The organism is Patulibacter americanus DSM 16676 (assembly GCF_000420025.1).
Lineage (GTDB): Bacteria > Actinomycetota > Thermoleophilia > Solirubrobacterales > Solirubrobacteraceae > Patulibacter > Patulibacter americanus.
This window is the reverse complement of the sequence record NZ_ATUD01000013.1, coordinates 1-22,151: the sequence shown is the minus strand read 5'-3', so window position 1 is coordinate 22,151 and position 22,151 is coordinate 1. Positions and strand designations below refer to the sequence as shown.

The window sequence follows — 22,151 nt, the reverse complement described above, 5'->3', positions numbered from 1 at the left end:
CCGACTACGATCCTGCGCGATGGCGTCGCACCCGCTCCGTCGCCTGGCGGCGTCCGGCCTCGCCTACCAGTCGTCGAGCCTGATCTCGGGGGTGCTGGCCCTCGTCACGCTGCCGCTCTACACGCGGCACCTGACCGGGGCGGAGCTCGGAGCGGCGGAGACGCTGCTGACGTGGATCATCCTCGCGTCGATCCTGCTGCGGGCGGGCCTGCAGGAGGCGATGCTCCGGCACTGGTTCCACGACGACGACCCCGACCGGCGCTCGCGGCTGGCCCGGCGCGTCACGGGCTGGGTGCTCCTCACCTCGACCGCCGTGGCGGCCCTCGTCGTCGTGGCCGCCGAGCCGCTGTCGGAGCTGCTGCTGAACCGCTCGTGGCCCGGGCCGCTCCGTGCGACGGCGCTGGGGATCTGGGCGTTCACGAACCTCGAGGTCATGAACGCGCTGCTGCGGGCGCAGGAGGCGCGGCTCGTCTACCTCGTGGCGGCCCTGAGCAACGTCGGCCTGACGGTGACCGCGACGGTCGTCCTGGTCGTCGGGCTGGACGGCGGCGCGTCGGGCTACCTGCTCGGCAATTACGCGGCCTCGGCCGTGGTGCTGGCGGGCCTCGCGTGGTCGCAGCGTGGGCTGCTGCGCCGGCCCGCCGCGCGCCCCGGCGACGCCGACGGCGGGGACGGGTCACCGGCGGTCCGTGCCCGCGCGGACCGGGACGGCTTGCGCGAGCTGTTGCGCTTCGGGCTGCCGACCGTCCCGCCCGAGGCGGCGGTCTTCGCGCTGAACCTCGTCGACCGGCAGTGGCTGACGCACGAGGTCGGCCTGGAGGCGACGGGCGTCTATTCCGCGGCGGCGAAGCTGGCGACCCTCGTGATCGTCGTCGCCCGGGCCTTCCAGGCCGCGTGGCCGCCCCTGGCCTACGACCTCAGCGACGAGGAGGCTCCGAAGGCCTACGCCCACGTCGTGCGCGCGTACGTCCTGCTGCTGGGCTGGATGGTCGTCGGGCTGACGCTCCTGCGTCACCAGGTGACGGACCTGCTCGTGGGCCCGGCGTTCGCGGACGCCGCGGGCGCGCTCCCCTGGCTCGCGGTCGGCTGGGCGCTCTGGGGCCTGACCTGGGTCTTCACGACGATCGCCGGGCGGCACCACGTCACGGGCCGCACCCTGCCCGCCGCGCTCCTGGGCCTCGCCGTCAACGTGCTGGCGCTCTGGCTGCTCGTGCCCTCCCTCGAGGCGACGGGAGCGGCGATCGCGCTCGTGGCCGCCTACGTCGTGGCCCTCGGCGTGGCCCACCTGCGCACCCGGCGGCTGATGGTCGTGCCGTTCGACCGCGTGCGGATCGCGAGCTCGGTCGCGCTCCTCGTCGTCGTGGCGGCGGGCCTCGACGCGGTGGCGGCGCCCGACGGCGTCGGCGGGATCGCTCTCCGGCTCGCCGGATGCGCGGCCGTCCCGCCCCTGCTCGTCCTCGTCGGCGCGGTGCGGCCGAGCGAGGTCCGGGCCGTCGTGCGCGTGATCACGTCCCGCCGCCGCGCGGTCTGATGCTTCGCCCGCCCCGCTGACGCCGTCCGCCCACCCATTCCGCATCCTCAGGAACCGCTGAGGGGGCTGCGCTAGGGTCGCCGCATGAGCACGAAGAAGCGCAAGCCGAAGGCGAAGCGGTCAGGCAACCCGGGCCACAAGCGCCCCGTCTCGTCGGCGGCGGCGCCGACCGAGCTGACGTTCGACCGCATCGGCAAGCCGGAGATCGACCGGATCCTCCGCGAGCAGATCGGCCTGACGCTGACGGTGGCCCTCGAGCGCTCCTCCGTGCCGAGCCTTCAAGCCTTCGTCGACGAGCTAGAGCACGAGGACGACGCGGTCGTCGCGGTCCGCGAGCTCGAGGCCGAGCTGGGGATCGAGCCAGGGGCCGACGAGCTGCCGGAGCTCGAGCCCGAGGCGGAGCTGCGCCTGCTGCGCGCCGACGCCGACCAGGAGCGCCAGATCTCCGAGGTCGACAAGCGCCTCCTGACGATCTGCCGCGAGGCGATGGTCTCGCTCGAACGGCGCGCGATCCGGGCGGAGAAGGAGCTCGAGCAGGCCGTCCGCCGCACGGAGCAGGCCGAGACGCAGGCCGCCCGCCACGAGCGTCGCGCCGAGGAGCGGGTCGCCGAGAGCCAGGAGCTGCGCGGCAAGCTCGAGGCGGCCGAAGCCGAGATCACGGAGCTGCAGGGCCGGCTGGACAGCGCGCGGGGGAAGGCCGCGGAGCTCGAGCACGAGCTGCACGACGCGCCGGAGCTCGTCGCGGGGGACGCGGCGGACCAGGCCGAGGTCGAGGAGCTGCGCCACCGCCTGAAGGAGCGCGAGGAGCTGCTGGTCGAGGCGCACGCGGAGCACGAGCGGCTCGAGGTCGCGCTCGACGCCGCGCGCCGCGAGGCGATCCGCCTGCACCACGAGGTGGAGGGCGCGGAGTCCGAGGAGGGCGCCGTCGAGGAGGCGCTGCCCGAGGTCGAGACGGTGCTCGAGGCGGTCCAGGAGGCCCAGAAGCGCTGCAAGCACCTCGTCTTCACGGAACGCTCCCTGGAGACGGCGGAGGACAGCCCCTTCTGGCGCCCCGACATGGTGCTCGCCGACCTCATCAAGCTCGACAAGGTCGCCGAGGCCTACGAGCGCCCCGAGGGCATCGGCCAGCCCGTCGGGCAGTACGCCCAGGATCTCGGCCTGGACTGGCGCTCCGGGGTGGGCGAGGTCTGGTACGGGATCCACCCGAACGACTACCACTTCACCCACGAGGGGCACACGCTCCGCGTGGCGGAGCACGTGCGGGTGGCCAACGGCTCGGGCGCCCAGCGCTGCGCCCGTGTCTACTGCGCGTTCCACCCCGGCTCGGACGGCGACGGCGACCTGCCGCGCGGCGTCTACGTCGGGCCCGTCGGGCGCAAGCTGCCCGACTCCACGACGGGCTGAGAAGACCCCCTACTCGGGGGTACCTTCGGGCCCGTAGGCGGGCCTCCGGCGGCCCGCAACGCCAGTCCCCACCGGGGTTCGCGGGTCGTCCGACCTTGGTCCTACCGACGGTCGCGATTCGAATGGCCGATGGTCTATGGCACACGGGGTGCCAGACGGCTACGTTTCTCGACGTATGGATGACGGGTTCGTCGGCACCCTGCGTGGCGACATCGAGCGACGCCTGAGCGAGCTGGAGGCTGCGCGGGCCGAGGCAGAGCGTCTGCAGCGGGCCTTGGACGCCCTCGACGGCGCTCCGCAGGCCGCTCGCGCGTCAGTCGATCGCGTGCCCCGCGGCACCCGTTCGGCCCAGCTGCTGCGGGTCGTGGCCGACCGCCCGGGCATCACGCAGCGCGAGGTCGCCGACGCCGTCGGCGTCCCGGGCGCGGCGGTCTACGCCTGGGTGCGCCGCGCGGTCCTCAAGGGCCAGATCGAGAAGCAGGAGCGGCGCCTCTATCCCGTGGAGCACGCGGAGATGGCGGCGTAGTCGACGCACCCCGGGGGACCTCGCCCGCCGGGCACCCCGATCCCGTCGCCGGGCACCGGTGCGCATCCGCTGCCTGCTGCGGCGCGTTCTCCCCCCGGGGGATCCGCCGGCGCTCCTCGGCGTCGCCCGTCGCCCTGCCGCTCCCCGCATCACGATGACCGTCCCCGTCCCCCAACCCCCAGCGCCCCGCTGCGTGCCGCGATCACCCGGCCGGCCCGGCGTTCCCCGGCGTCGCGCCGACGGGGCGACCACGGACCGCGTCGCCCGCGGCGGTGGGCGATGACGGGCACCTCCGACCTGCGCCGGCTCACCTTCTTCGTCGAGCTGGCCCGCGACCTGCACTTCGGGCGCTCCGCGGAGCGCCAGCACGTCTCGCAGCCGACGCTGAGCCAACAGATCAAGCGGCTCGAGAGCGAGCTCGGCGTGCAGCTCTTCCACCGCTCCGGCGGCTCCGTCGAGCTGACGCCCGCCGGCCACCGGCTGCTCCCCGCGGCCCACGCCTTGATCGACCACGCGGCGCGCTTCAACGCGCTGGCCGCGGATCTCGCCAAGCGCCCCTGAGGCGCGTCCCGCGTCCCGCGTCGCCCGCTAGGCGCTGGCGGGCCGCTCGAGCTGGGCGTTGAACGCCTCGGCGGCCTCGCGGATGCCTTCCCCGTGGTGCGGGGCGAGGATCGCCTGCACGTGCCACGCGTAGCGCCGCACGGAGTGACCGGGCAGGACGGTCGCGGCCAGGGCACGGAGCGCGTACGGCAGCGCGGCGAGCGGGCGGCACGCCAGCGCGACCGCGGCCCCGTGGTGGGCGGCGAGGTAGCGCTCCTGGTTGCGGTGCAGCTCGATGATCCGCCGCCGGGCGCCGTCGCCGGTCGACAGGCCTTCGTGGTGGATGCAGCGGGCCGCCGGCACGTGCAGCGTGTGCCAGCCGGCGTCGGCCAGGCGGCGCTGCAGGTCGACCTCGTCGCCGTACACGAAGTACTCCGGGTCGAGGTGGCCGATGGTCGCCGAGGCCTGCACGCGCACGAGCAGGCAGGCGGACTGGCACCAGTCGACCCGCTTCGTGCTGCGGCCGCCGGACTGCACGACGAGCCAGCGGTGCAGGAGGAGGGTCTGGGCCAGCGTGGTGCCGAAGCCGGGGAACCGCCAGGCGGAGGGCTGCTCCGTGCCGTCCGGGCGCATGAGCGCGGCGCCGGCGCACGCGGCCTTCGGATCCCGCTCGAGCGCGTCGACGAGCTCCTTCGTGGCGCCGGCGCGCAGCTCGGAGTCCTCGTTGAGCAGGAGCGCGAAGCGCCCCTGGGCCTCGTCGAGCAGCCGGGAGTCGTTCGCCGCCTTGCCCTCGCGGCGGTCCAGCGCGATCACGCGGGCCCCGACGGGGTGCTCCCGGGCGATGCGCACGCTGTCGTCCGTCGACGCGTTGTCGAGCACGAGGACCTCGGTCGGGCGCTCGAGCAGACGCTGCTCCAGGGCGATCGCGTCGAGGCACGCGCGGAGGTGCTCGGCCCCGTTCGTCCCGACGACGCAGAAGGAGACCAGCGGGGTGGGGACCGCGGTGGACACGCCCGCACCGTACCTGGGCGGCTCGATGTGCGGCAGACTGCACGGCGTGCCGCGACGGGGAGACCACTGATGGCGGAAGGCGGGGTGCATCCCGGCGCGCTCGTCGGCGGCCACCGGGTCGAACGTGAGCTCGGCCGGGGCGCGATGGGCACGGTGTGGCTGGCGGAGCACGTGACCCTCGGGCGGCGCGTGGCGCTCAAGGTGCTGGCGCACGGCCTGGCGGACGACCCGTCGTTCCAGGATCGCTTCATGCGCGAGGCGCGGCTGGCCGCGCGGCTCGACCACCCCAACGTCGTCCCCGTCTACGACGCCGGCACCGACCCCGCCGGCCTGTGGCTGTCCATGCGCTACGTCGAGGGCGAGGACCTGCGCCGCCGCCTGAACCGCGTGGCCGCCGCGCACGGCTCCGACGGGATGGAGCGCCAGGGGCCGGCCGGTGGCGCCGCCGACCCGGACGCCACCGTGGCCGCGGGTCGGTACGGCCTGCCGCCGGAGGAGGTCGTCGCGATCGTCGAGGGCATCGCCGCGGGCCTCGACCACGCGCACGAGCGGGGGATCCTGCACCGCGACGTCAAGCCGGGCAACGTGCTGCTCGAGGCGTCGCCGCGTGAGCGCGGCCGGCCCGTGCGCGGCGCGGGCGGGACGGGCGACGACCCGGTCCTGACCCCGTGGCGGCGCGTGTTGCTCGCGGACTTCGGCCTGACGAAGGACCTGGACGAGCAGCACGACCTGACGCAGACGGGGATGCTGCTCGGCTCGACGGACGCCATGGCGCCCGAGCAGATCGAGGGCCGCCGGGTCGACGCGCGCGTCGACGTCTACGCGCTGACCTCGCTGCTCTACGTGGCGCTGACGGGCGAGCCGCCCTTCACCGGCCCGGCGATGGCGAAGCTCTTCGCGCACGTCAACAACGAGCGCCCGCAGGTCAGTGCGCTGCTGCCCGGCCTGGGCGCGTTCGACGCCGTGGTCGCCGCCGGGATGGCCCGCGACCCCGACGACCGCCCCGCCTCGGCCGGCGAGCTCGCGGCCCTGGCGCGCAAGGCGCTGGCGGGCGACGACGACGGGCAGGCGACCGTGGCGTTCGCCGCCCCCTCCGTCCCGGCGGCGCCGCCCCGTCCTCGGCCGCCGGCGACGGGGGTGCCGCTCGCGCCCCGGCTGCGTGAGCGCGACGAGCCCCCGCGCGACGAGCCCGTCCGCGACGAGCGCCCCGACGCCACGCGGGTCGCCCCGGCCGCCGCCGGCCCGCGGACGGCCCGCCCCGCCGCGGCCGCACCACCCGCCGGCCCGCCGCACGACCCGGGCGCCCCGGGGGACGGGCGCGGCGGCGGGAGCCCGAAGCGCTGGATCCTGCCGGCGGTCGTCGGCGTGCTCCTGCTCGCGGTGATCGTCGCGGCGGTGGCGCTCGGCCTCGGCGGCTCGGGTGGCGACGACACGCGCGCCGAGACGTCGACCCGCACCACGACCCGCGACCGCCCGGCGTCGACCGTGTCCACCGCCGAGACGCCGGCGACCCCGGAGCCCGAGCCGGAGGGCACCACGGAGGAGCCGCCCACGACGACGGAGGAGGCCGACCCCGCGGCCGCGGACATCACGGTCAGCGGCGGCGGCACGGTGCGCGGCGGCGCGCCGGAGAACGACCCGGGTCAGGGCGCGCCCCTCCCGGCCGACGGCGCGGCGGCGACCTACGTGTCGTCGGACGGCAGCTGGCGCACGCTCGTCGCGCGTCCCGGCGGCGGCTGGTCCAAGCCGACGCGCTCCTCCCAGAGCGGCGGCGCGCTCATCCGCCTGCGCCAGCGCGGCCCCGAGGGACGGCTGATCCTCGTGGACCACACGCCGAAGCAGAAGGCGGCGTTCGACACGAGCAACGTCCTCGAGACGCGCACGATCGGCGGCACCGCGTTCGGCGAGGCCACGGGCTACCGGTTCAACGACGCGCGCATCGCGTCCATCCCGGAGTGCGCGAGCGCCCAGTGCGTCGACGTCCCCCTCAACGCGTCGGAGAGCGGCCCGGGCTGGGGCGTCCTCGTCGCCGCGCCCACGGCCGACGAGGCGTGGGCGCTGGTGGAGCGCGTGGTGCGGGCGACGGGCCCCACGGGGTAGGACGACGCCTCAGCGCGCCGGGATCACCCGCGCCTCGCGCAGCCGGTCGAGGACGGCGACCAGCGCGTCCTCCGTGCGGCGGAACCCGTCGAAGCCCGCCGCGCGCAGGGCCAGCGGGTCCAGCACGCCGTCCTCCTCCGTCGACCACAGGAAGTCGACGAAGCCCCAGCCCGCCACCCGCGTGACGTCGGACTGCGCCAGGCCCTCGCGCTCCGCGAGGCGCTCCCACACCGGGGCGAGCGCCGGCATGTTCTCCGCGAGCGCCAACGGCTGCGGGTCGTGCGTCTCCATGCCGAAGTAGTCCGCCACGCGGTCGAAGAGCTGCGGCCAGCGGAAGAGGTCACCGTTCACGACGTTGAACGTGCCGCCCGCCGCGGCCTCCGTCGTGCCCGCCCAGTGCGTCGCCTCGGCCAGCAGACCCGCGTCCGTGCAGTTCACGAGCGCCGTGGCCCCGAGCGTGCCGGGGTAGCGCAGCGGCAGGCCGAGCTCGCGGTTGATGAGCGCGTAGGCCGCGAGGGTCTGGGCCAGGTTCATCGGCGAGCCGACGCTCGTCCCCAGCACGATGTCGGGCCGCAGGATCGTGAAGGCCCAGTCCTCGGTCGCCGAGCGCTCGCGCAGCAGGTCCTCCTGCCCGTAGTAGAAGTGCGGGATCGGCAGCCGCGGATCCGTCTCGCGCGCCGGGGTCCGGTAGACCCGCAGGTGCGCGCCGTAGGCCTTCCCGCCCTGGTAGAGCGTCACGTGCCGCAGCGGCGCCCCGGCCTCGCGCAGACCGTCGAGCACGCCGCGCAGCATGCCGACGTTCACGTCGATGTCCCGGTGCGGATCGCCGCTCTCGGCGTACGCGGCGAACACGAGGTGGGTGACGTCGGCGAGCGCCTCCCGCTGCGCGGCGACCGCGTCGGGTTCGAGCAGGTCGAGCGCCAGGTGGCGGTCGGCGGGGTGGTCGGCCGGGGCGTCGCGGCGGGACACGGACGTGACCGTCACGTCGGGCTGGGCCGCGAAGTGCTCGATGACGCCGGAACCGATGACGCCGAGGGCGCCGGGGACGAGAACGTGCATGGGCCGACCGGTGCCCGGCGGGCGGGGCGGCGCAAACGGAACCGGTGCCTCCCCGCCGGGCCACTCTGAATATGGACGGTTCGCTTGTCATATCCAGAATGGCGCGGCGGGGAGGGGGTTCCCGCTGCTGGGACGCGGGGGCGGCCGCGCCCTGCACGGTCGCGTTCAGCGCGGAGGAGCGCGCTCGCCCGAGGCGTAGCCGTGGTCGTCGTGCCCGCCCTTCCCCGACCCGGAGACCGCCTCGCGGGCTTTCGCATCGAACGCGAGCTCGGCCGCGGGACCACCGGCGTCGTGTTCCTGGCCCACCAGGAGGCGCTGGACCGCCGGGTCGCGCTGAAGGTCGTCGGGCGTCCACTGGCCGACGACGAGGCGTTCCGTGCGCGGTTCCGGCACGAGGCCCGCACGGTCGCGGGCCTGGACCACCCGAACGTCGTGCAGATCCTCGAGAGCGGCGAGGACGACGACCACCTGTGGCTGGCCATGCGCTACGTCGACGGGCCCGACCTGCGCGTGCTCCTGCGCCGCACGGGGCGGCTCGACCCGGTCCAGGCCGTCGTCGTGGTCGAGCAGGTCGCCGCCGCGCTCGACGCCGCCCACGCTGCCGGGGTCGTGCACCGCGACGTCTCGCCGGGCAACGTCCTGATCGAGGACGGACCCGGCCGCGACCTGCACGTCGAGCTGGCCGACTTCGGCCTGGCCCGCGCGCCCGGCCCCGAGGACCCGGGCGGCACCCCGGGCTACGCGGCGCCGGAGCAGCTCGCGGGCGCCGACGCCACACCCGCGGCCGACGTCTACGGGCTCGGTTGCGTCCTCTACCTGCTGCTCACGGGCGTCGCCCCGCCGGCGCCGCCGGTACCGACGATGGGTGGCACCGGTTACGACGCCGACCCGGTGGGCGGGGCCGGTGCGCGCGCCGCGGGCCCCCTGCGGCCGTCGCAGGCCCTGCCGCGGCTCGGTGGGGCGTTCGACCCCGCCGTGGAGCGCGCCACCGACCCCGATCCCGCGCGGCGGTTCGCCTCCGCCGGCGAGCTGGCGATCTGGGCGCGGGCGGCCCTGACCGTCCCCCGGCCGGCGGCGGGCCCCGCGGTGGCCGGTCCCCCGGCCGCCGACGTCCGCGCCGCCGCTGCGCTCCCCGCCACCCCGGCCGAGGTCGGGCCGACCGCCGTGACCTGGGAGGCCCCGCCGCGGCGCAGGCGCCGCACCCGCTGGCTCCTGCTCCCCCTCGCGGTGCTCTTGCTGGCCGCCCTGGCCACCGCCTTCGTCTTCATCGGTCGTCTCGGCACGGGCGCGGACGACACCGACCGCCGCGCCGGGGCACCCGCGGCCGGGACGACCACGGGCGCCGCGGGCAGCACGCCGCTGCGCACCGGGACCACTGGCGGCGGCGCGTCCTCGGGGAGGGGTGCCACCTCGGGCGGGGGTGCGGCTCCAGGCGGCGCCACGACCTCGGGCGGCGGCGCGGCTCCGGGCGGCGGCTTGTCGTCGGGCGGAGGTGCGTCCTCGGGCGGTGGCGGGTCGTCCGGCGGCCGCGCGGGCACTGGCGGTGCGGCGGCGTCGGGTGCCGGCCCCTCCACGGGGGGCCGCGGCGGGTCAGGCGCGGGGCTGTCGGATGCGGGGTCCGGGTCCGGGGCCTCCCGGGGGTCGGGTGCGGGGACGGGGTCGTCGGCCGGGTCTCCGGTGGGTGGCGGCGCGGGCGCCGGCGGCTCCGGTGCGGGCGCAGGCAGCTCCCGTGCCACGCCCTCGCCCGGGACCGCCGCACCGCCGTCGGTCGGAGGCTCCGCTCCGGGCGCGGGCGCGGCGGCCGCCCTGCCGCCCGTGGCGCGTGGCCAGGTCCGCTTCGGCGGGGGCTTCTGGTCGCTCGACCTGCCCGCGTCGGAGGGCTGGCGACAGACGTCGAGCACGGAGCAGGACGGCGGGTCGCGGATCGTCACGCGGCTCGAGCGGCCCGACCGGGTCCGGCTGCTCGTGGAGCAGCTGCCGGGCCGGACGGCCGTGTTCGGTCCCGCGCCCGGCGCCGGCTTCGCGGTGCGCCTGCCCGACGCCGGGCGCGTCACCGCCACGCTCTTCCGCGGGGGTCGCTGGGCCCTGTGCGCCGACGCCTGCGCGGCCGTCCCCGCCAACGGCCCCAGCGGTGGGGTGCTCCTCATCGCCGGCGCGCACCGCGCGGACGGCGCGCGGCGGCTCGCCCGCCGGGCGGCGTCGGGACTGCGGGTCCGTTGAACGCGGCTTCGGGGCATCTTCGCCACCCCTGACGTGGCAAGGGTGCACCGAAGGGCGCAAACCGGGACGCTCGCCCTCCTCGGTACGCCTCGGACCCGCGGGGGCCCGTCCGTCCTCGCCCCGCCCGTCTACCCCGCCACCGAGAGCGCCGGGTGGTCGAGCGCCGCGACGACCTCGGGGAGCACGTCCCGGGGCGGGCCGGCGAGGAGCTCCGGCAGGTCCGTGTGCGACTGGACGAGCGCCCCCGCCACCGCGTTGCTCAGGATGGAGAGGCCGTGGGCGGCTTGGTACGCCGGAGCGCCGCTCGCCACCAGCGCCGCGCGGGCGTCGGCCAGCGGGGTGGGGACGTAGCGCACCGGCGCGTCCGGGCTCGACAGTGCCGCGGCGACGGTCGCCCCGCTGACCGGCTCCGGGTGGGCCAGCTCGTAGGTGCGCCCGGCGTGGGGCGTCGGCCCGCCGGCGGTCAGGGCCTCGTCGACCTGCGCCGCCACCGTGGCCAGCGCCTCGGCCAGGTCCTCCCGGGAGGCGAGCGAGATCCGTCCCGACCCCCACGGCGCGGTGAGGACGTCGGCGGAGGGGGACGGGGCGGCACCGGCCGCCAGCCCCGCCGGGACCTCGGGGTAGAGCCCGTTGCGCAGCACGGTCACGTCGAAGGGGGCGTCGGCCAGGGCCCGCTCCGTCCACCGGTGGGCGACGGCGATGCCCAGGCCGTCGCCGGCGCCGTAGAGCGAGGTGTAGACGACGTGGCGGACCCCGGCGTGCGCCGCCGCCGCGATCACGGCGCCGTGGCGGGCGAGGACGACGTCGTCCTCGGCGTAGCCCGCGGAGACGAGGACGAGGGTGTCGACGCCCGCCAGCGCGGGAGGTAGCGTTGCCGGGTCGTCGAAGTCGAGGTCACGGGTCGGCAGGCCGCCGACGACGGCCTGCGGGGTGCGGCTGCCGACGACGACGTCGCGGCCGGCGAGGCGCTGGATGGTCAGGCGGGCGAGCGCGCCCGTCCCACCGGTGATGAGGATCATGTGCTGGGTCTTCGGTGGAGGTCTTCCGGGCTGTCACGATCGTGGAGATGACGGCGCTCGCCCACAAGAAGGCACCCCAATGTCGGTAGGGCACACGGAGGGAACCGCCCCGCCCGCCGTCGTGTGCGAGGAGCACGAGGATTGCGGGATCCGCGACGTCCTCGACCGCGTCGGCGACACCTGGACCGTGCTCGTCGTCGTCGAGCTGGCCCGGGGCGAGCGGCGGTTCGGGGTGCTGCAGCGGGCGGTCGACGGGATCTCGCAGCGGATGCTGACCCTGACGCTGCGGCGGCTCGAGCGCGACGGCCTCGTCAGCCGCACCGTCTTCCCCACGATCCCCCCGCAGGTCGAGTATGCGCTGACCCCGCTCGGGCGCGAGATGACGCACCTGATCAAGGCGCTGGCGGACTGGTCGCTGGACCACCGCGACGCGATCGCGGCCTCCCGCCGCGGCTGGGACGAGGCGCACCCCGGGTCCGGCATCCGGTAGCCCGGCCCGCGCCCGTCGGGTCCGCCCCCCGTGCCTGTCGGGTCGCTGCCCGCGCCCGTCGGGTCCGCCCCCGCGCGCCGGCGCCGTGCAGATAGCGTCCGACCTCAAGTGCACGTCCGCCTCGTCGACCCGTCCGCCTACACGCCGCCGTACGACCACGCGCTCGCGAGCGCGCTGGCGCGGGGTGGGGCGCGCGTCACGCTCGTCACCAGCACGTTCCCGTACGGGCAGGTGCCGGGCCCGGAGGGGTACGCGATCGAGCACGGCTTCTACCGCCGGGCGATCGGGCCGGCCGGGTCGCGCACGCGGCGGATCGCGAAACTCGCCCAGCACGTGCCCGACATGCGGCGCCTGCGGCGGGCCGCGCGCGACGCCGACGTCGTGCACTTCCAGTGGCTGCCCGTCCAGCACGCCGACGTCCACCTGCTGCCCCGCGACCGGCCCGTCGTCCTCACCGCCCACGACGTGCTCCCGCGGGAGGCGAGGCGGGGCCAGCGCGACGCTCAGCGCCGCCTGCTCGAACGCGTCGACGCGGTCGTGGTGCACTCGCAGCACGGCCGCGCGCGCCTCGTCGAGGAGCTGCGCCTGGACCCCGCCCGCGTTCACGTCATCCCCCACGGCGCCTTCCGGCACCTGACCACGCTGCCGCCCGCCGCCCTGCCGCCCGCGTTCGAGCACACGCGGCGGCCCGTGGTCCTCTTCTTCGGCCTGCTGCGGCCCTACAAGGGCGTCGACGTGCTGCTCGACGCGTGGGCCCGGCTGGTCGCCGGCGGCCAGCCGCCCGCGGAGCTGTGGGTCGTCGGCCTGCCGAAGATGGACGTCTCCACCCTGAAGGCCGCCGCGCCCGCCGGCGTGCGGTTCGTCGACCGCTTCGTGACGGACGAGGAGGCCGCCGCGTTCTTCGCGCGCGCCGACGCCGTCGTCCTGCCCTACCGCGAGATCGACCAGTCCGGCGTGCTCTTCACCGCCCTGGCGTTCGGCCGGCCGCTCGTGCTGAGCGACGTCGGTGGGTTCCCCGAGATCGCCGCGGAGGGCGCCGCCGAGCTCGTGCCCGCCGGCGACCCGGTCGCCCTGGCCACCGCACTCGACGCGGTGCTGACCGACCGCACCCGCCGCGCCGCCCTGGGTGCGCGCGCCGCCGAGCTCGCGGCGGGCCCCTACTCGTGGGACGCGATCGCGGCGTCGCACCTGGCGCTCTACTCCTCGCTGCTGCGATGACCGCGACCGACCCGACGGCGGGCGCCTCGGCCTCCGGTCCCGCGCCGCCCGCCCCGTCCCGCCGGCTGCCGGCCGTGACCCTCACGGCGGCAGGGGTCCGCGAGGGCGACCCCGCCGTCCTGGGGCTGCTCGTCGAGCGCCGGGGCGGGGCGGTCGTCGGCTACCTCCGCGAGGTGACGCCGCCCGGCGAGGCGCTGTGGGCCGCGGCCTGGGCGCTGGCGGACCTGCGGGCCCGGGTGCTGACGACGGGCGGCGCCGAGTTCGATCCCGCCGCAGAGCTCCTGGCCGCCACCCGCCGGGCCGCGACGCGGTTCGCGGAGAACCCGCTGCGTCCGGACGGTCGGCGCCGGACGCAGGAGCGCACCGCGGTGTGCGAGCGGATCCCCCGGCTGCTCGTGTCGTGGGCGGGCGCCCGGCTGCCGCGGGAGGACGAGCTGCGGCTGCTCGAACACGTGCGCGGCTGTCCGGACTGCCAGGCGGCCAACACCGCCTTCGCGCGCGCCGAGACCGAGTTCCGCGACGGCCTGTCGCCGGCGCTCGAGCCCGCCGAGGCCGGCGCGCTGATCGCGGCGATGGCGCTGGCCTCGGCGGGCTGAGGTCGCGGCATGACCTACGAGGGTTCGCACCTTTGGCAGTTGCGGCAGCTGGTCGGTTCGCGGCTGATCGTGACGGCGGCGGCCGTGGCCTTGATCCTGGACGCCGAGGACAGGGTGCTGCTCCTGGAACGCGCCGACACGGGGCACTGGTGCCTGCCCGGCGGCTCGGCCGAACCCGGGCAGACCTTCTCCGCGGCGGCCGTTGCCGAGACGTTCGAGGAGACCGGGCTGCAGGTCGACCGGGAGCGCCTGACGGCCTTCGCGAGCCTCTCCGACGAACGCTGGACGCGGTTCACGTTCCCGAACGGCGACGAGGTCCACAGCTTCAACCTCTGCTTCGTCGCTCGCGACTGGGCTGGTGAGGCCCGGCCGGACGGGGAGGAGAGCCTGCGCACCGGGTTCTTCTCGATCGATGACCTTCCGAGACCCATGCTCCCGATGTCGGAGCGCGTGCTCGACCTGTACGCGCAGTGGCGGGCGTCAGGAGACTTCCAGGCCTCCTGAGCGGAACCGTCAGCCCGCCCGCAGCTCCGCGAGCCCGCGCCGCTGGCGGCCGTCCGCGTCGAAGTTCTCCGGCGCCAGCCAGGCCCGGAACGCGGCGTCGGCGGTGGGCCACTCGGCGTCGAGCAGGGAGAACCAGGCCGTGTCGCGGTTGCGGCCCTTCACGACGAGGTCCTGACGGAACGTGCCCTCGTAGGTGAACCCGAAGCGCTCGGCCGCGCGGCGCGAGCGGGCGTTGAGGCTGTGGCACTTCCACTCCAGGCGCCGGTTGCCCAGGTCTGCGAAGGCGTGGTGGGCGAGCAGGTACACGGCCTCCGTCGCCCCCGGCGTGCGCTGCAGGGCGGCGCCGAACCAGACGTGCGCGATCTCCGTCCGGCCGCGCTCCGGGGCGATCCGGGCGTAGGCGATCATCCCCGCCGGCGCGCCCGTGGCCTCGGCGACGATGGCGTAGAAGCGCTCCTCCGGCGCGAGACCCGGCAGGGTGCTCAGCCAGGTCGCGAACGCGCCCTCGTCGGCGAACGGACCGTAGGGCAGGTAGTCCCACAGCCGCGGGTCGCCGCCCTGGGCGGCCGCCCACAGGCCCTCGGCGTGGCCCCGCGGATCCAGCGGCTCGAGGCGCACGTACTGCCCCCGCAGCACCTCGCCGCCCGGCTCGCGGGCCGGGACGAAGTCGACGGGCGGACCGAGCTCGGCGGCGGACATGCGCCGGAGGCTAGTCGCGCGCCGCGGCGGACGGAGGACGGGGCCGCGCGCCGGGCCCGAGGGTCGCTCTGGGACGATCGACGGGTGCGCGCACTGCACCTGTTCTCCCTCGGGCTGCTGGCCTGGACCCACGCCGGCTGGCACGTCGCGCTGCGGATCGCCCGCCGCGCCGGCCTCGGCCGGGTGACGGACGACCGCGAGGCCGCGCCGGTCGGACCGGGGACGGGCGACGATCCGGTCTCCGCGCTGCGCGTCACCCTCGTCGTCGCGGCGTACGCGGAGGAGGACGCGATCGGCCGCACCGTCGAGCGCCTCCGCGCCCAGAGCCACCCCGCCGACCGGCTGCAGATCGTCGTGGCGTGCGACGGCTCGACGGACCGCACCGCGGAGCGCGCCCGCGCCGCCGGGGCCGACGTCGTCCTCGAGCTGCCCCGGGGCGGCAAGCACGCCGCCCAGGCCGCCGGCGTCGCGCACGCCACGGGCGAGGTCCTCGCGTTCTCCGACGCGAACACGCTGTGGGAGCCCGACGCCCTGCGCGAGCTCGTCGCCGCGTTCGTCGACCCCCGCGTGGGCTACGCCTGCGGCCGGGTGCACTTCGTGGCGCCGGACGGCGCCACGAACCAGGAGGGCGCGTACTGGCGGCTCGAGATGGCGATGCGGCGGCTCGAGAGCGACGCGTGGTCCGTCACCGCCGGCAACGGGGCGATCTACGCGGTCCGGGCCTCCCTGTGGCCGCGGCTGCGCACCGCGTTCGGCCACGACCTCGCGCTGCCGCACCAGACCGTCCGGGCCGGGATGCTCGCCCTCGACCGGCCGTCGGCCCGGGCCAGCGAGCCGATGGTCCCGACCGTGACCGGCGAGTGGCGCCGGAAGCGGCGCATGATGAACCAGATGTGGCGCGTCGTCCTGCGCGGCGGGCGGGACGGCGGGCTCGTCGGCGGCGTGCTCGACCCGCGTGGCCTGCCCCCGACGTACCTCGCGGCGCTCGTCTCGCACCGCTGGCTCCGCTACGCCAGCCCGTTCCTGCACGTCGTGGCCCTCGCGGCCGGCGTGGTGGCCGCGCGCCGCGGTCGCCCGCTCTCGCCGCACCGTCTGCTGCTGGCCGCCCACCTGGCGCTCTTCGCCGGCGCCGCGGCCGCCGGCGCCCGCCCGGCCCGGCCCCTGCTGCTCGCGCGGTACTACGTGCTCATGACCGCGTCGATCGCCGCGGGCCTCGAGGACCACCTCCGCCACGGCACGCCCGCGGGCTGGGAGCCGGCGGAGGGCACCCGGTGACCGCGGCAGCCGCGGGCCCGCGCGTCCGCGACCTCACGGGCCGCGGGCCCGACGCGCACGCCGAGCTCCGCGCCGCGATGCGCGCCGCCGGCCGGGCCGTCGGTCCGGACGGCCCGATCGTCCGCCCCGCCGGCACCCGCGCCGGCGACGTGGTGCGCCGGGCCTTCGACGTGGTGGTCTCGGCCGTCGCGCTGCTCGTCCTCGCGGTGCCGCTCGGCCTCGTGCTGCTCGCGGTGCGGCTCGAGTCGCCCGGTAGCCCGCTCTTCCGCCAGCGCAGGGTGGGCCGGGACGGCCGCGAGTTCGACGTCCTCAAGGTGCGCACCATGGTGCAGGGCGCCGAGGGCATGGGGGCCGGGCTCGCGATCGTCCGTGGCGACGCGCGCATCACGCGGCTGGGGCGGCTGCTGCGCCGCACCTCGATCGACGAGCTGCCCCAGTTCGTCAACGTCCTGCGCGGCGAGATGGCGATCGTCGGCCCGCGGCCGACGGTGCCGGTGCAGGTCGAGCGCTACGACGCCCGGCAGGTCGAGCGGCTGCTCGTGCGCCCCGGCCTGACCGGGTGGGCGCAGGTCCAGGGTCGAGCCGGCCTGAGCTGGCCCGAGCGGATCGAGTTCGACCGCTGGTACGTCGCGCATCGCTCGCTGCGCACGGACGTGCGGATCCTCGCGATGACCGTGCGGGTGGTCCTGGGGGGCGCGGGCGTCGAGCGTGACGGGGCCGCCTGGGACGCGCCGCCCCGCTGAGGCCCGGACCGGGCGACGGTCAAGAGATGGTGGTTGCCCGCGAGCAAACGCCGAATATCTCGTACAAACGTCCAGTTGGTCATCCGATCCGGTTCGCCGCCCCACCCGGGGGTAGCTGTCGCCCATGCTTTACGCCCTAGTCGTCACCCTCGCCGTCATCGCGGTCATCCTGTTCGTCGCCAAGGTCGCCGTCGGTGGCGGCATCCTCGGCGTGCTCGCCGTCCTCGTCCTCGTCTACATCCTCATGAACTCCCGCAAGGGCGGCAAGCGGATCTAGTCCGCGGCGGCGCGCCCCGCGCCGCCACCCCGAGCACCCGACGGCCGCCCCCGCCGCCGTCGGGTCTCCGCCGATCGGCCGCTTTCGAGCGGTCCGGTCACAGATCGGCCCCGTCGTTCGATGAGAAGACGTGGCCGACATGCGCGGATGGGAGGACGCCCGCCTCCCGCACGACCCCGAGGACCGCACCGCTGCGGTCCGGCCGCTCGTGCCCTCCGAGGCCGCCCGGTGCGCCCGGCCGGCGCCCGACTACCGCCCCTCCCTCCGCGACCGCCTCGACCGCGACCGCGCCCTGCGCCGCGCGACCCTCGGCACCGTCGTCCTGGCGACCACCGTCCTGATCGCCCTCGCGCTCGCGCTCGCCGTGCGTCCGGCCCCCGGCGTCGGCGGTCCCGGCCTGGGTGTCGGTGCCCCCGGGCTCTTCGGCGCCCCCCGGGCCGCCGACGCGTCCCACCTGCGCCTGGTGCTCCACGACGCCGCGTCCGCCGGTCCGGCCTTGCGCCCACCGCGACCCCGCGGATAGGGTCGAACGTGACGGAGGCGTCAACTTCGACGCCGATCGCACCACCCCCGCCCGCGCGGCGGGCGAGAGGAGACCCCATGGCCCGACAGCAGCCCCGCGTCCTCGTCGGTCGCATCGCCGCGATCACCGGAGGGGCCCGCGGCATCGGCCGCGAGACCGCCCGCGCGTTCCTCCGCGAGGGCATGAAGGTGGCCATCGGCGACCTCGATGCCGCCCTGGCCGAGCAGACCGCCGCCGAGCTGCAGGCCGAGCTCGACGCCCGTCGCCCCGCGGGCGCGGCCCCGCCGGCGGCGCCCGCGATCCGCGCCTACCCCCTCGACGTGACCGACCCGGCGTCCGTCCGAGCCTTCGTCGAGGCCGCGGAACGCGATCTCGGGCCCCTCGACGTCTTCGACAACAACGCGGGGATCATGCCGCTGGGCACGTTCCTGGACGAGTCCGCCGAGAGCACCCGCCGGCAGATCGACATCAACGTCATGGGCGTGATCCACGGCGCCCGCGAGGTGCTTCCCCGGTTCGTCGAGCGCGGGCGCGGCCACCTGGTGAACGTGGCCTCGATGGCGGGCAAGGCGGGCGTGCCCGGCGCGGCCACCTACTGCGGCACGAAGCACTTCGTCGTCGGGCTGTCCGAGGCGCTCCGCGGCGAGCTCCACTACGCGGGCGCCCCCGTCGACATCTCGTGCGTGATGCCCGCGATCGTCCAGACGGAGCTGGCGGCGGGGGCGAAGGACACCCGCGGGGTCAAGAAGGTCACGCCGGGGGACGTCGCGGAGGCGATCGTCGACGCGCTGCGCACGCCGCGGTTCGACGTCTACGTGCCGAAGGCGGCCGGCACGATCACGACCGTCGTGGGCGTCCTGCCGCGCCGCGGCCGCGAGGGGATCGCGCGCATGATCGGGGCCGACAAGACGCTGATCGAGGCCGACGCCGGTGCGCGCCGCGGCTACGAGCTGCGGGCCGCGGAGAGCGACCCGCGGCTCGAGGCGGGCGAGACGCGGAAGACGCTCACGCCGGGCGGCTGAGCGCCCGGCGCCTGGGTGCGCGGCGGTTGGGCGCGCGCCGCCTGGGCGTCCGGCGCCGGGCTGAGCGCCGGGGTGGCTGTGACGCCGCCCGCGGTCAGTCGGCCGCGCCGGCCGATGCGCGGCGGGTCCGCGCGCCGGCGCCCCAGGGCAGCCGGACGGACCAGCGGCGCCGGCGCTCGGGCCCCCGGGCCTCCGCGGCGGCGGCCTGCAGCAGGTCGACCGCCGTGGCGGTGGGCAGCCACGGGTCGGCGATCACGCGGCGGTCCAGGACCCCGATCGCCGCGACGATCCGTCCGCCGTGCTCCGCGACGAGCAGCGGCTCGGCGGGCACGCGGGCGGAGTCGAGCTGGGCCAGGTCGGCCAGCGCGTCGACGTCGGCCGGCGCCGAGGGTCGGATCTCGAGCGGGCCGCCGGCCCCGCCGCCGACGGCGGTGCCGCGGGCGAGGAGCGAGCGGTGGATCCGCGCCCGGCGGTCGACGCCGCGGGCCGGGGCGCCGCCGAGGGCGGGAGAGACGGTGGGCGTGGTCGCGGTGCGGTCCATGGACTGCACGGTGCCACCGAGTGGCCTTGTGATCCAGGGCCAGTTACGAGATAGTGGACTGCGATGACGCCCCGCAGCATCACCAGCGCCGCCCTCGTCCGCCACCTCGGAGGCTGGCGCGACGACTCCCGGCCGGACCCCGCGTACCGGCAGCTCGCCGAGGCGATCCGGATGTTGATCCTCGACGGGCGCCTGCCGCTCGACGTGCGCCTGCCCGGGGAGCGCGAGCTGGCGTCGGCCCTCGGCGTCAGTCGCACCACGGTCACGACGGGGTTCGGGCTGCTGCGCGACGGCGGGCACCTCGTCAGCCGTCACGGGTCCGGCAGCCGCACGAGCGTGCCGGCGGGTCCGGGCCGACCGTCGATCGGGGCGCTCATCTCCGTCGACACCCCGGGCGGGATCGACCTCGGCGCCTCGGCCCTGCCGGCGGGCGCGGGGGTCCACCAGGCCTACGCGTCGGCGCTCGAGGCCCTCCCCGCCCACCTGCCCGGCCATGGCTACGACGCGCGGGGCCTGCCCGCGCTGCGCGAGGCGATCGCGGAACGCTACGCGCGCCGCGGCCTGCCGACGACGCCGGACCAGATCCTCGTGACCCTCGGTGCGCAGCACGCGTTCTCGCTCACGTTGCAGCTGTTGGTGGGCCCGGGCGACCGGGTGCTCATCGACCACCCGACGTACCCGCACGCCGTCGACGCGATCGCGCGCGCCTCGGCCCGTCCGGTCCCCGTAGGCCTCCCGACCACGGGCTGGGACGTCGAGGGCGTGCTCGCGGCGCTCCGGCAGACCGGCCCGCGCATGGCGTACCTCGTGCCGGACTTCCACAACCCCACGGGGCGGTGCATGGACGCCGAGAGCCGCGAGCGGATCGCCGGCGCCGCTGCGCGCTCGCGGACCACGATCGTGGTGGACGAGACGATGGTGGACCTCGCCCTCGACGGCCCGCCGCCCAGGCCCTTCGCGGCGCACGATCGCGACGGCCTCGTCATCACCCTGGGCTCCATGAGCAAGGGCTACTGGGGCGGTCTACGGATCGGCTGGATCCGGGCGGACGTCGGAACGGTCGCCGCCCTCTCCGGCGTGCGGCCGGCGGTCGACCTCGGCACGCCGATCGTGGAGCAGCTCGCGGCTCTCGCCCTGCTGGCCGGCCCGGAGTCGCGCCTGGACGAGCGGCGCGCCCTGCTGCGCGAGCGGCGGGACCGCCTGGTCGCAGCGCTCGAGACCCATCTGCCGGAGTGGCGGGTGCCGACCCCGCCGGGCGGCAACTCGCTGTGGGTGGAGCTGCCCGACGCGGTCAGCTCCGCGCTGGCGGCCTCGGCCGAGCGCCACGGCGTGCGCGTCATCGCCGGCCCGCGGTTCGGCGTCGACGGGGCGTTCGAGCGGTTCCTGCGGCTGCCCTACACGCGGCCGGCGGAGGAGCTCGAGGACGCCGTCGTGCGCCTGGCCAGGGCGTACGAGGACCTCGGCGTCGGGCTCCGCCCCGTCGGGGCGAGCGTCGCGGTGGGGGCCGGCGCGGTCGTCTGAGTCACGGGTGGCAGGTGGACACCGATGCGCGTTCCGTAACGCCCTCGATGCGGTGACGACACCGCCCCGATACGGCGGGCTGACAGGGTTCTCCGACGATGAGCGCGCCGGACGGATCAACTATCACCGGCACCCGCCCAGGCGCTCACGATCCCGTTCCCGTGATCGCCGACCGGGCGGGCCGCGGGCGCGCCGAGGGCCGCGGATCCGTGGCGTCGGGGCACGTGTACTGCGAGGACGCCCACGGTCGCGCCGTGCCGGCGGACCGGCCGTCGTCGAGCGCGTCGACCGGCCGGACCGAGCGCAGCCTGCGCCGCGCCGTCGCCGCCCGTCCGTCCGACGGGCTCGCCCACGTGGGTCTGTTCGTGGGGCCCGACGTGCCCGACCGGTTCGCCCCGTCCCTCACGGCGGCGGTCAACGCCCTGGTCTCGCTCGCCGCGCGGGACGCCGGTGCGCGCCGGGTCGACATCGTCGTCGGTCGACGCGGCGACGAGCTCGTGGCCCAGGCCCAGTACGACGGTCGCTGCCCCGGCGCCGACCCGGCCGTCGACGCGCACGCCGCCCGGCTGGCCGGCATCACGCGGCGCGTGGAAGACCTCGGTGGCACGGTCGACGTCCGCCGTACGGGCGGCCGCACGGTGACGCGGTTGCGCATCGGCGCGTCCGCCCGCGCTCGCGATTGACGCGCGCCGAGGGCATCGCCGAACGCCCTGAGGGGTACCCGTAGGGGGTGAAATTCTTCAAGACCCCCATCGGGCGCGTGGCGGCTGTCGTCCTCGTCGTCCTCCTCATCGTGCTGGTCGTCGTGATGATCCGCAGCGTCGACAGCACGTCGAAGGGCCCGGGAACCGGTGACGCGCGGCCGACCCCGGAGCTGCGCGTAGAGGCGCCGGGCGTGCCCGCGTCCGCGTCCGTGGTGCGCTCGCCGACGCCGGCGTAGAGGCCCCTCGGGGGCAGGCTCGCGGCCCCGGGTTCAGGGGTTTCGCACCGCGATACACGACCGCTACATGGCGGATGCGTGTTCGCCACGACGGGGTCTCAGGATGCAGTCCATCAGCGCAGCCCACCCGGGCAAAGCGCTCTCCGACTCCCACCCCCAGGACTCCTCTTCATGCTTCGCGCTCTGCTCTCCTCGCCCCGTCGTCTGCTCTCCGCCCTCGTCGTCCTGCTCGCCGCCACCGGCGTGGCCGTCGGGTCCGGCGCGACGTTCTCCTCCCGCACCGCCAACGCGGCGAACACGTTCACGTCGGGCACGCTGCTGCAGACGAACTCCAAGAACGGCACCTCGATCGTGACCGGCGCGAACATGAAGCCCGGCGACACGAAGACCGG

The 22,151-nt window shown here is 76.4% G+C and carries 23 protein-coding genes and 1 pseudogene; 19 read left to right on the top strand and 5 right to left on the bottom strand.

The genetic code is table 11. The annotated features are described in order from the left end of the window. Positions 1–19: 19 nt before the first annotated feature. From F593_RS0117610 to F593_RS0117595, 4 genes are all read left to right on the top strand, one after another. Entirely contained in the window at positions 20–1,531 is a 1,512-nt protein-coding gene (locus F593_RS0117610) for a lipopolysaccharide biosynthesis protein (RefSeq protein ID WP_022930064.1), read from the top strand. An 84-nt stretch (positions 1,532–1,615) separates the two neighbouring features. Continuing rightward, positions 1,616–2,935 carry a coiled-coil domain-containing protein gene (locus F593_RS0117605; RefSeq protein WP_022930063.1) on the top strand — a complete coding sequence of 440 codons (1,320 nt, stop codon included), beginning with the start codon at positions 1,616–1,618 and terminating at the stop codon, positions 2,933–2,935. Between the two features lie 175 nt (positions 2,936–3,110). Further along, positions 3,111–3,461 carry a winged helix-turn-helix domain-containing protein gene (locus F593_RS0117600; protein WP_022930062.1) on the top strand — a complete coding sequence of 117 codons (351 nt, stop codon included), beginning with the start codon at positions 3,111–3,113 and terminating at the stop codon, positions 3,459–3,461. 279 nt (positions 3,462–3,740) lie between these two features. After that, a complete protein-coding gene (locus F593_RS0117595; protein WP_022930061.1) occupies positions 3,741–4,022 on the top strand; it encodes a LysR family transcriptional regulator in 282 nt (93 codons plus the stop codon). 27 nt (positions 4,023–4,049) lie between these two features. Here the strand turns inward: F593_RS0117595 and F593_RS0117590 are convergent, their stop codons facing one another. Further along, complete coding sequence (locus tag F593_RS0117590; RefSeq protein ID WP_022930060.1) at positions 4,050–5,012, bottom strand: glycosyltransferase family 2 protein; 963 nt, start codon at positions 5,010–5,012, stop codon at positions 4,050–4,052. A 69-nt stretch (positions 5,013–5,081) separates the two neighbouring features. Here F593_RS0117590 and F593_RS28735 point away from each other — a divergent pair, with 69 nt between their 5' ends. Next, entirely contained in the window at positions 5,082–7,112 is a 2,031-nt protein-coding gene (locus F593_RS28735) for a serine/threonine-protein kinase (RefSeq protein WP_022930059.1), read from the top strand. A 9-nt stretch (positions 7,113–7,121) separates the two neighbouring features. Here the strand turns inward: F593_RS28735 and F593_RS26280 are convergent, their stop codons facing one another. Continuing rightward, positions 7,122–8,171, bottom strand: coding sequence for an SDR family oxidoreductase (locus tag F593_RS26280; protein ID WP_022930058.1), 1,050 nt, complete (start codon positions 8,169–8,171; stop codon positions 7,122–7,124). A 210-nt stretch (positions 8,172–8,381) separates the two neighbouring features. Between F593_RS26280 and F593_RS28730 the strand changes: the two genes are divergently transcribed. Continuing rightward, positions 8,382–10,391 (top strand): serine/threonine-protein kinase, encoded by a 2,010-nt coding sequence (locus F593_RS28730; protein WP_157251933.1) that lies wholly within the window; start codon positions 8,382–8,384, stop codon positions 10,389–10,391. A 128-nt stretch (positions 10,392–10,519) separates the two neighbouring features. Here the strand turns inward: F593_RS28730 and F593_RS0117570 are convergent, their stop codons facing one another. Next, positions 10,520–11,410 carry an NAD(P)H-binding protein gene (locus F593_RS0117570; RefSeq protein WP_022930056.1) on the bottom strand — a complete coding sequence of 297 codons (891 nt, stop codon included), beginning with the start codon at positions 11,408–11,410 and terminating at the stop codon, positions 10,520–10,522. A gap of 79 nt (positions 11,411–11,489) precedes the next feature. Here F593_RS0117570 and F593_RS0117565 point away from each other — a divergent pair, with 79 nt between their 5' ends. From F593_RS0117565 to F593_RS0117550, 4 genes are all read left to right on the top strand, one after another. Further along, complete coding sequence (locus F593_RS0117565) at positions 11,490–11,900, top strand: winged helix-turn-helix transcriptional regulator (RefSeq protein ID WP_028721778.1); 411 nt, start codon at positions 11,490–11,492, stop codon at positions 11,898–11,900. Positions 11,901–12,008: 108 nt separating this feature from the next. Next, positions 12,009–13,118 carry a glycosyltransferase gene (locus tag F593_RS0117560; protein WP_022930054.1) on the top strand — a complete coding sequence of 370 codons (1,110 nt, stop codon included), beginning with the start codon at positions 12,009–12,011 and terminating at the stop codon, positions 13,116–13,118. Beyond that, complete coding sequence (locus F593_RS0117555; protein ID WP_022930053.1) at positions 13,115–13,714, top strand: hypothetical protein; 600 nt, start codon at positions 13,115–13,117, stop codon at positions 13,712–13,714. The genes F593_RS0117560 and F593_RS0117555 overlap by 4 nt, the downstream gene beginning before the upstream one ends. Positions 13,715–13,753: 39 nt before the next feature. Then, positions 13,754–14,218 carry an NUDIX domain-containing protein gene (locus F593_RS0117550; protein ID WP_169449217.1) on the top strand — a complete coding sequence of 155 codons (465 nt, stop codon included), beginning with the start codon at positions 13,754–13,756 and terminating at the stop codon, positions 14,216–14,218. A 9-nt stretch (positions 14,219–14,227) separates the two neighbouring features. Here the strand turns inward: F593_RS0117550 and F593_RS0117545 are convergent, their stop codons facing one another. Beyond that, positions 14,228–14,917 (bottom strand): GNAT family N-acetyltransferase, encoded by a 690-nt coding sequence (locus F593_RS0117545; RefSeq protein ID WP_022930051.1) that lies wholly within the window; start codon positions 14,915–14,917, stop codon positions 14,228–14,230. A gap of 84 nt (positions 14,918–15,001) precedes the next feature. On the opposite strand from F593_RS0117545, the gene F593_RS28725 reads away from it, so the two are divergent. From F593_RS28725 to F593_RS0117520, 5 genes are all read left to right on the top strand, one after another. After that, positions 15,002–16,192 (top strand): glycosyltransferase, encoded by a 1,191-nt coding sequence (locus F593_RS28725; RefSeq protein ID WP_022930050.1) that lies wholly within the window; start codon positions 15,002–15,004, stop codon positions 16,190–16,192. Then, positions 16,189–16,935 (top strand): sugar transferase, encoded by a 747-nt coding sequence (locus F593_RS0117535; RefSeq protein WP_022930049.1) that lies wholly within the window; start codon positions 16,189–16,191, stop codon positions 16,933–16,935. Before F593_RS28725 ends, F593_RS0117535 begins: the two co-directional genes overlap by 4 nt. A gap of 124 nt (positions 16,936–17,059) precedes the next feature. Further along, on the top strand, positions 17,060–17,212 hold the full coding sequence (locus F593_RS30040; protein WP_022930048.1) for a hypothetical protein: 153 nt from the start codon (positions 17,060–17,062) through the stop codon (positions 17,210–17,212). Positions 17,213–17,342: 130 nt separating this feature from the next. After that, positions 17,343–17,735: a hypothetical protein gene (locus F593_RS0117525; RefSeq protein WP_022930047.1), complete on the top strand. Its 393-nt coding sequence runs from the start codon at positions 17,343–17,345 to the stop codon at positions 17,733–17,735. Between the two features lie 77 nt (positions 17,736–17,812). Further along, positions 17,813–18,757, top strand: coding sequence for an SDR family oxidoreductase (locus F593_RS0117520; RefSeq protein WP_022930046.1), 945 nt, complete (start codon positions 17,813–17,815; stop codon positions 18,755–18,757). 94 nt (positions 18,758–18,851) lie between these two features. Here F593_RS0117520 and F593_RS0117515 read toward each other — a convergent pair whose 3' ends face one another. Further along, complete coding sequence (locus F593_RS0117515) at positions 18,852–19,298, bottom strand: GNAT family N-acetyltransferase (protein ID WP_022930045.1); 447 nt, start codon at positions 19,296–19,298, stop codon at positions 18,852–18,854. Between the two features lie 63 nt (positions 19,299–19,361). Between F593_RS0117515 and yczR the strand changes: the two genes are divergently transcribed. From yczR to F593_RS0117495, 4 genes and pseudogenes are all read left to right on the top strand, one after another. After that, positions 19,362–20,819 (top strand): MocR-like transcription factor YczR, encoded by a 1,458-nt coding sequence (gene yczR / locus F593_RS0117510; protein ID WP_022930044.1) that lies wholly within the window; start codon positions 19,362–19,364, stop codon positions 20,817–20,819. A 161-nt stretch (positions 20,820–20,980) separates the two neighbouring features. Further along, positions 20,981–21,502 (top strand): sensor histidine kinase, encoded by a 522-nt coding sequence (locus F593_RS0117505; protein ID WP_022930043.1) that lies wholly within the window; start codon positions 20,981–20,983, stop codon positions 21,500–21,502. Between the two features lie 77 nt (positions 21,503–21,579). After that, the gene (locus F593_RS0117500) at positions 21,580–21,759 is read left to right on the top strand and encodes a hypothetical protein (protein ID WP_022930042.1); all 180 of its coding nucleotides are present in this window, start codon (positions 21,580–21,582) and stop codon (positions 21,757–21,759) included. Positions 21,760–21,930: 171 nt separating this feature from the next. Next, positions 21,931–22,151, top strand: a pseudogene (locus tag F593_RS0117495) (TasA family protein); the annotation flags it as partial.

Bases quoted from the DNA above. Each gene is read 5' to 3' on its own strand.
- F593_RS28735 (WP_022930059.1), top strand. From the start codon at position 5,082: ATGGCGGAAGGCGGGGTGCATCCCGGCGCGCTCGTCGGCGGCCACCGG.
- F593_RS0117605 (WP_022930063.1), top strand. From the start codon at position 1,616: ATGAGCACGAAGAAGCGCAAGCCGAAGGCGAAGCGGTCAGGCAACCCG.
- F593_RS0117515 (WP_022930045.1), bottom strand. From the start codon at position 19,298: ATGGACCGCACCGCGACCACGCCCACCGTCTCTCCCGCCCTCGGCGGC.
- F593_RS26280 (WP_022930058.1), bottom strand. From the start codon at position 8,171: ATGCACGTTCTCGTCCCCGGCGCCCTCGGCGTCATCGGTTCCGGCGTC.
- F593_RS0117595 (WP_022930061.1), top strand. From the start codon at position 3,741: ATGACGGGCACCTCCGACCTGCGCCGGCTCACCTTCTTCGTCGAGCTG.
- yczR (WP_022930044.1), top strand. From the start codon at position 19,362: ATGACGCCCCGCAGCATCACCAGCGCCGCCCTCGTCCGCCACCTCGGA.
- F593_RS0117555 (WP_022930053.1), top strand. From the start codon at position 13,115: ATGACCGCGACCGACCCGACGGCGGGCGCCTCGGCCTCCGGTCCCGCG.
- F593_RS0117600 (WP_022930062.1), top strand. From the start codon at position 3,111: ATGGATGACGGGTTCGTCGGCACCCTGCGTGGCGACATCGAGCGACGC.
- F593_RS0117545 (WP_022930051.1), bottom strand. From the start codon at position 14,917: ATGTCCGCCGCCGAGCTCGGTCCGCCCGTCGACTTCGTCCCGGCCCGC.
- F593_RS0117520 (WP_022930046.1), top strand. From the start codon at position 17,813: ATGGCCCGACAGCAGCCCCGCGTCCTCGTCGGTCGCATCGCCGCGATC.
- F593_RS0117565 (WP_028721778.1), top strand. From the start codon at position 11,490: ATGTCGGTAGGGCACACGGAGGGAACCGCCCCGCCCGCCGTCGTGTGC.
- F593_RS0117610 (WP_022930064.1), top strand. From the start codon at position 20: ATGGCGTCGCACCCGCTCCGTCGCCTGGCGGCGTCCGGCCTCGCCTAC.
- F593_RS30040 (WP_022930048.1), top strand. From the start codon at position 17,060: ATGCTTTACGCCCTAGTCGTCACCCTCGCCGTCATCGCGGTCATCCTG.
- F593_RS0117570 (WP_022930056.1), bottom strand. From the start codon at position 11,410: ATGATCCTCATCACCGGTGGGACGGGCGCGCTCGCCCGCCTGACCATC.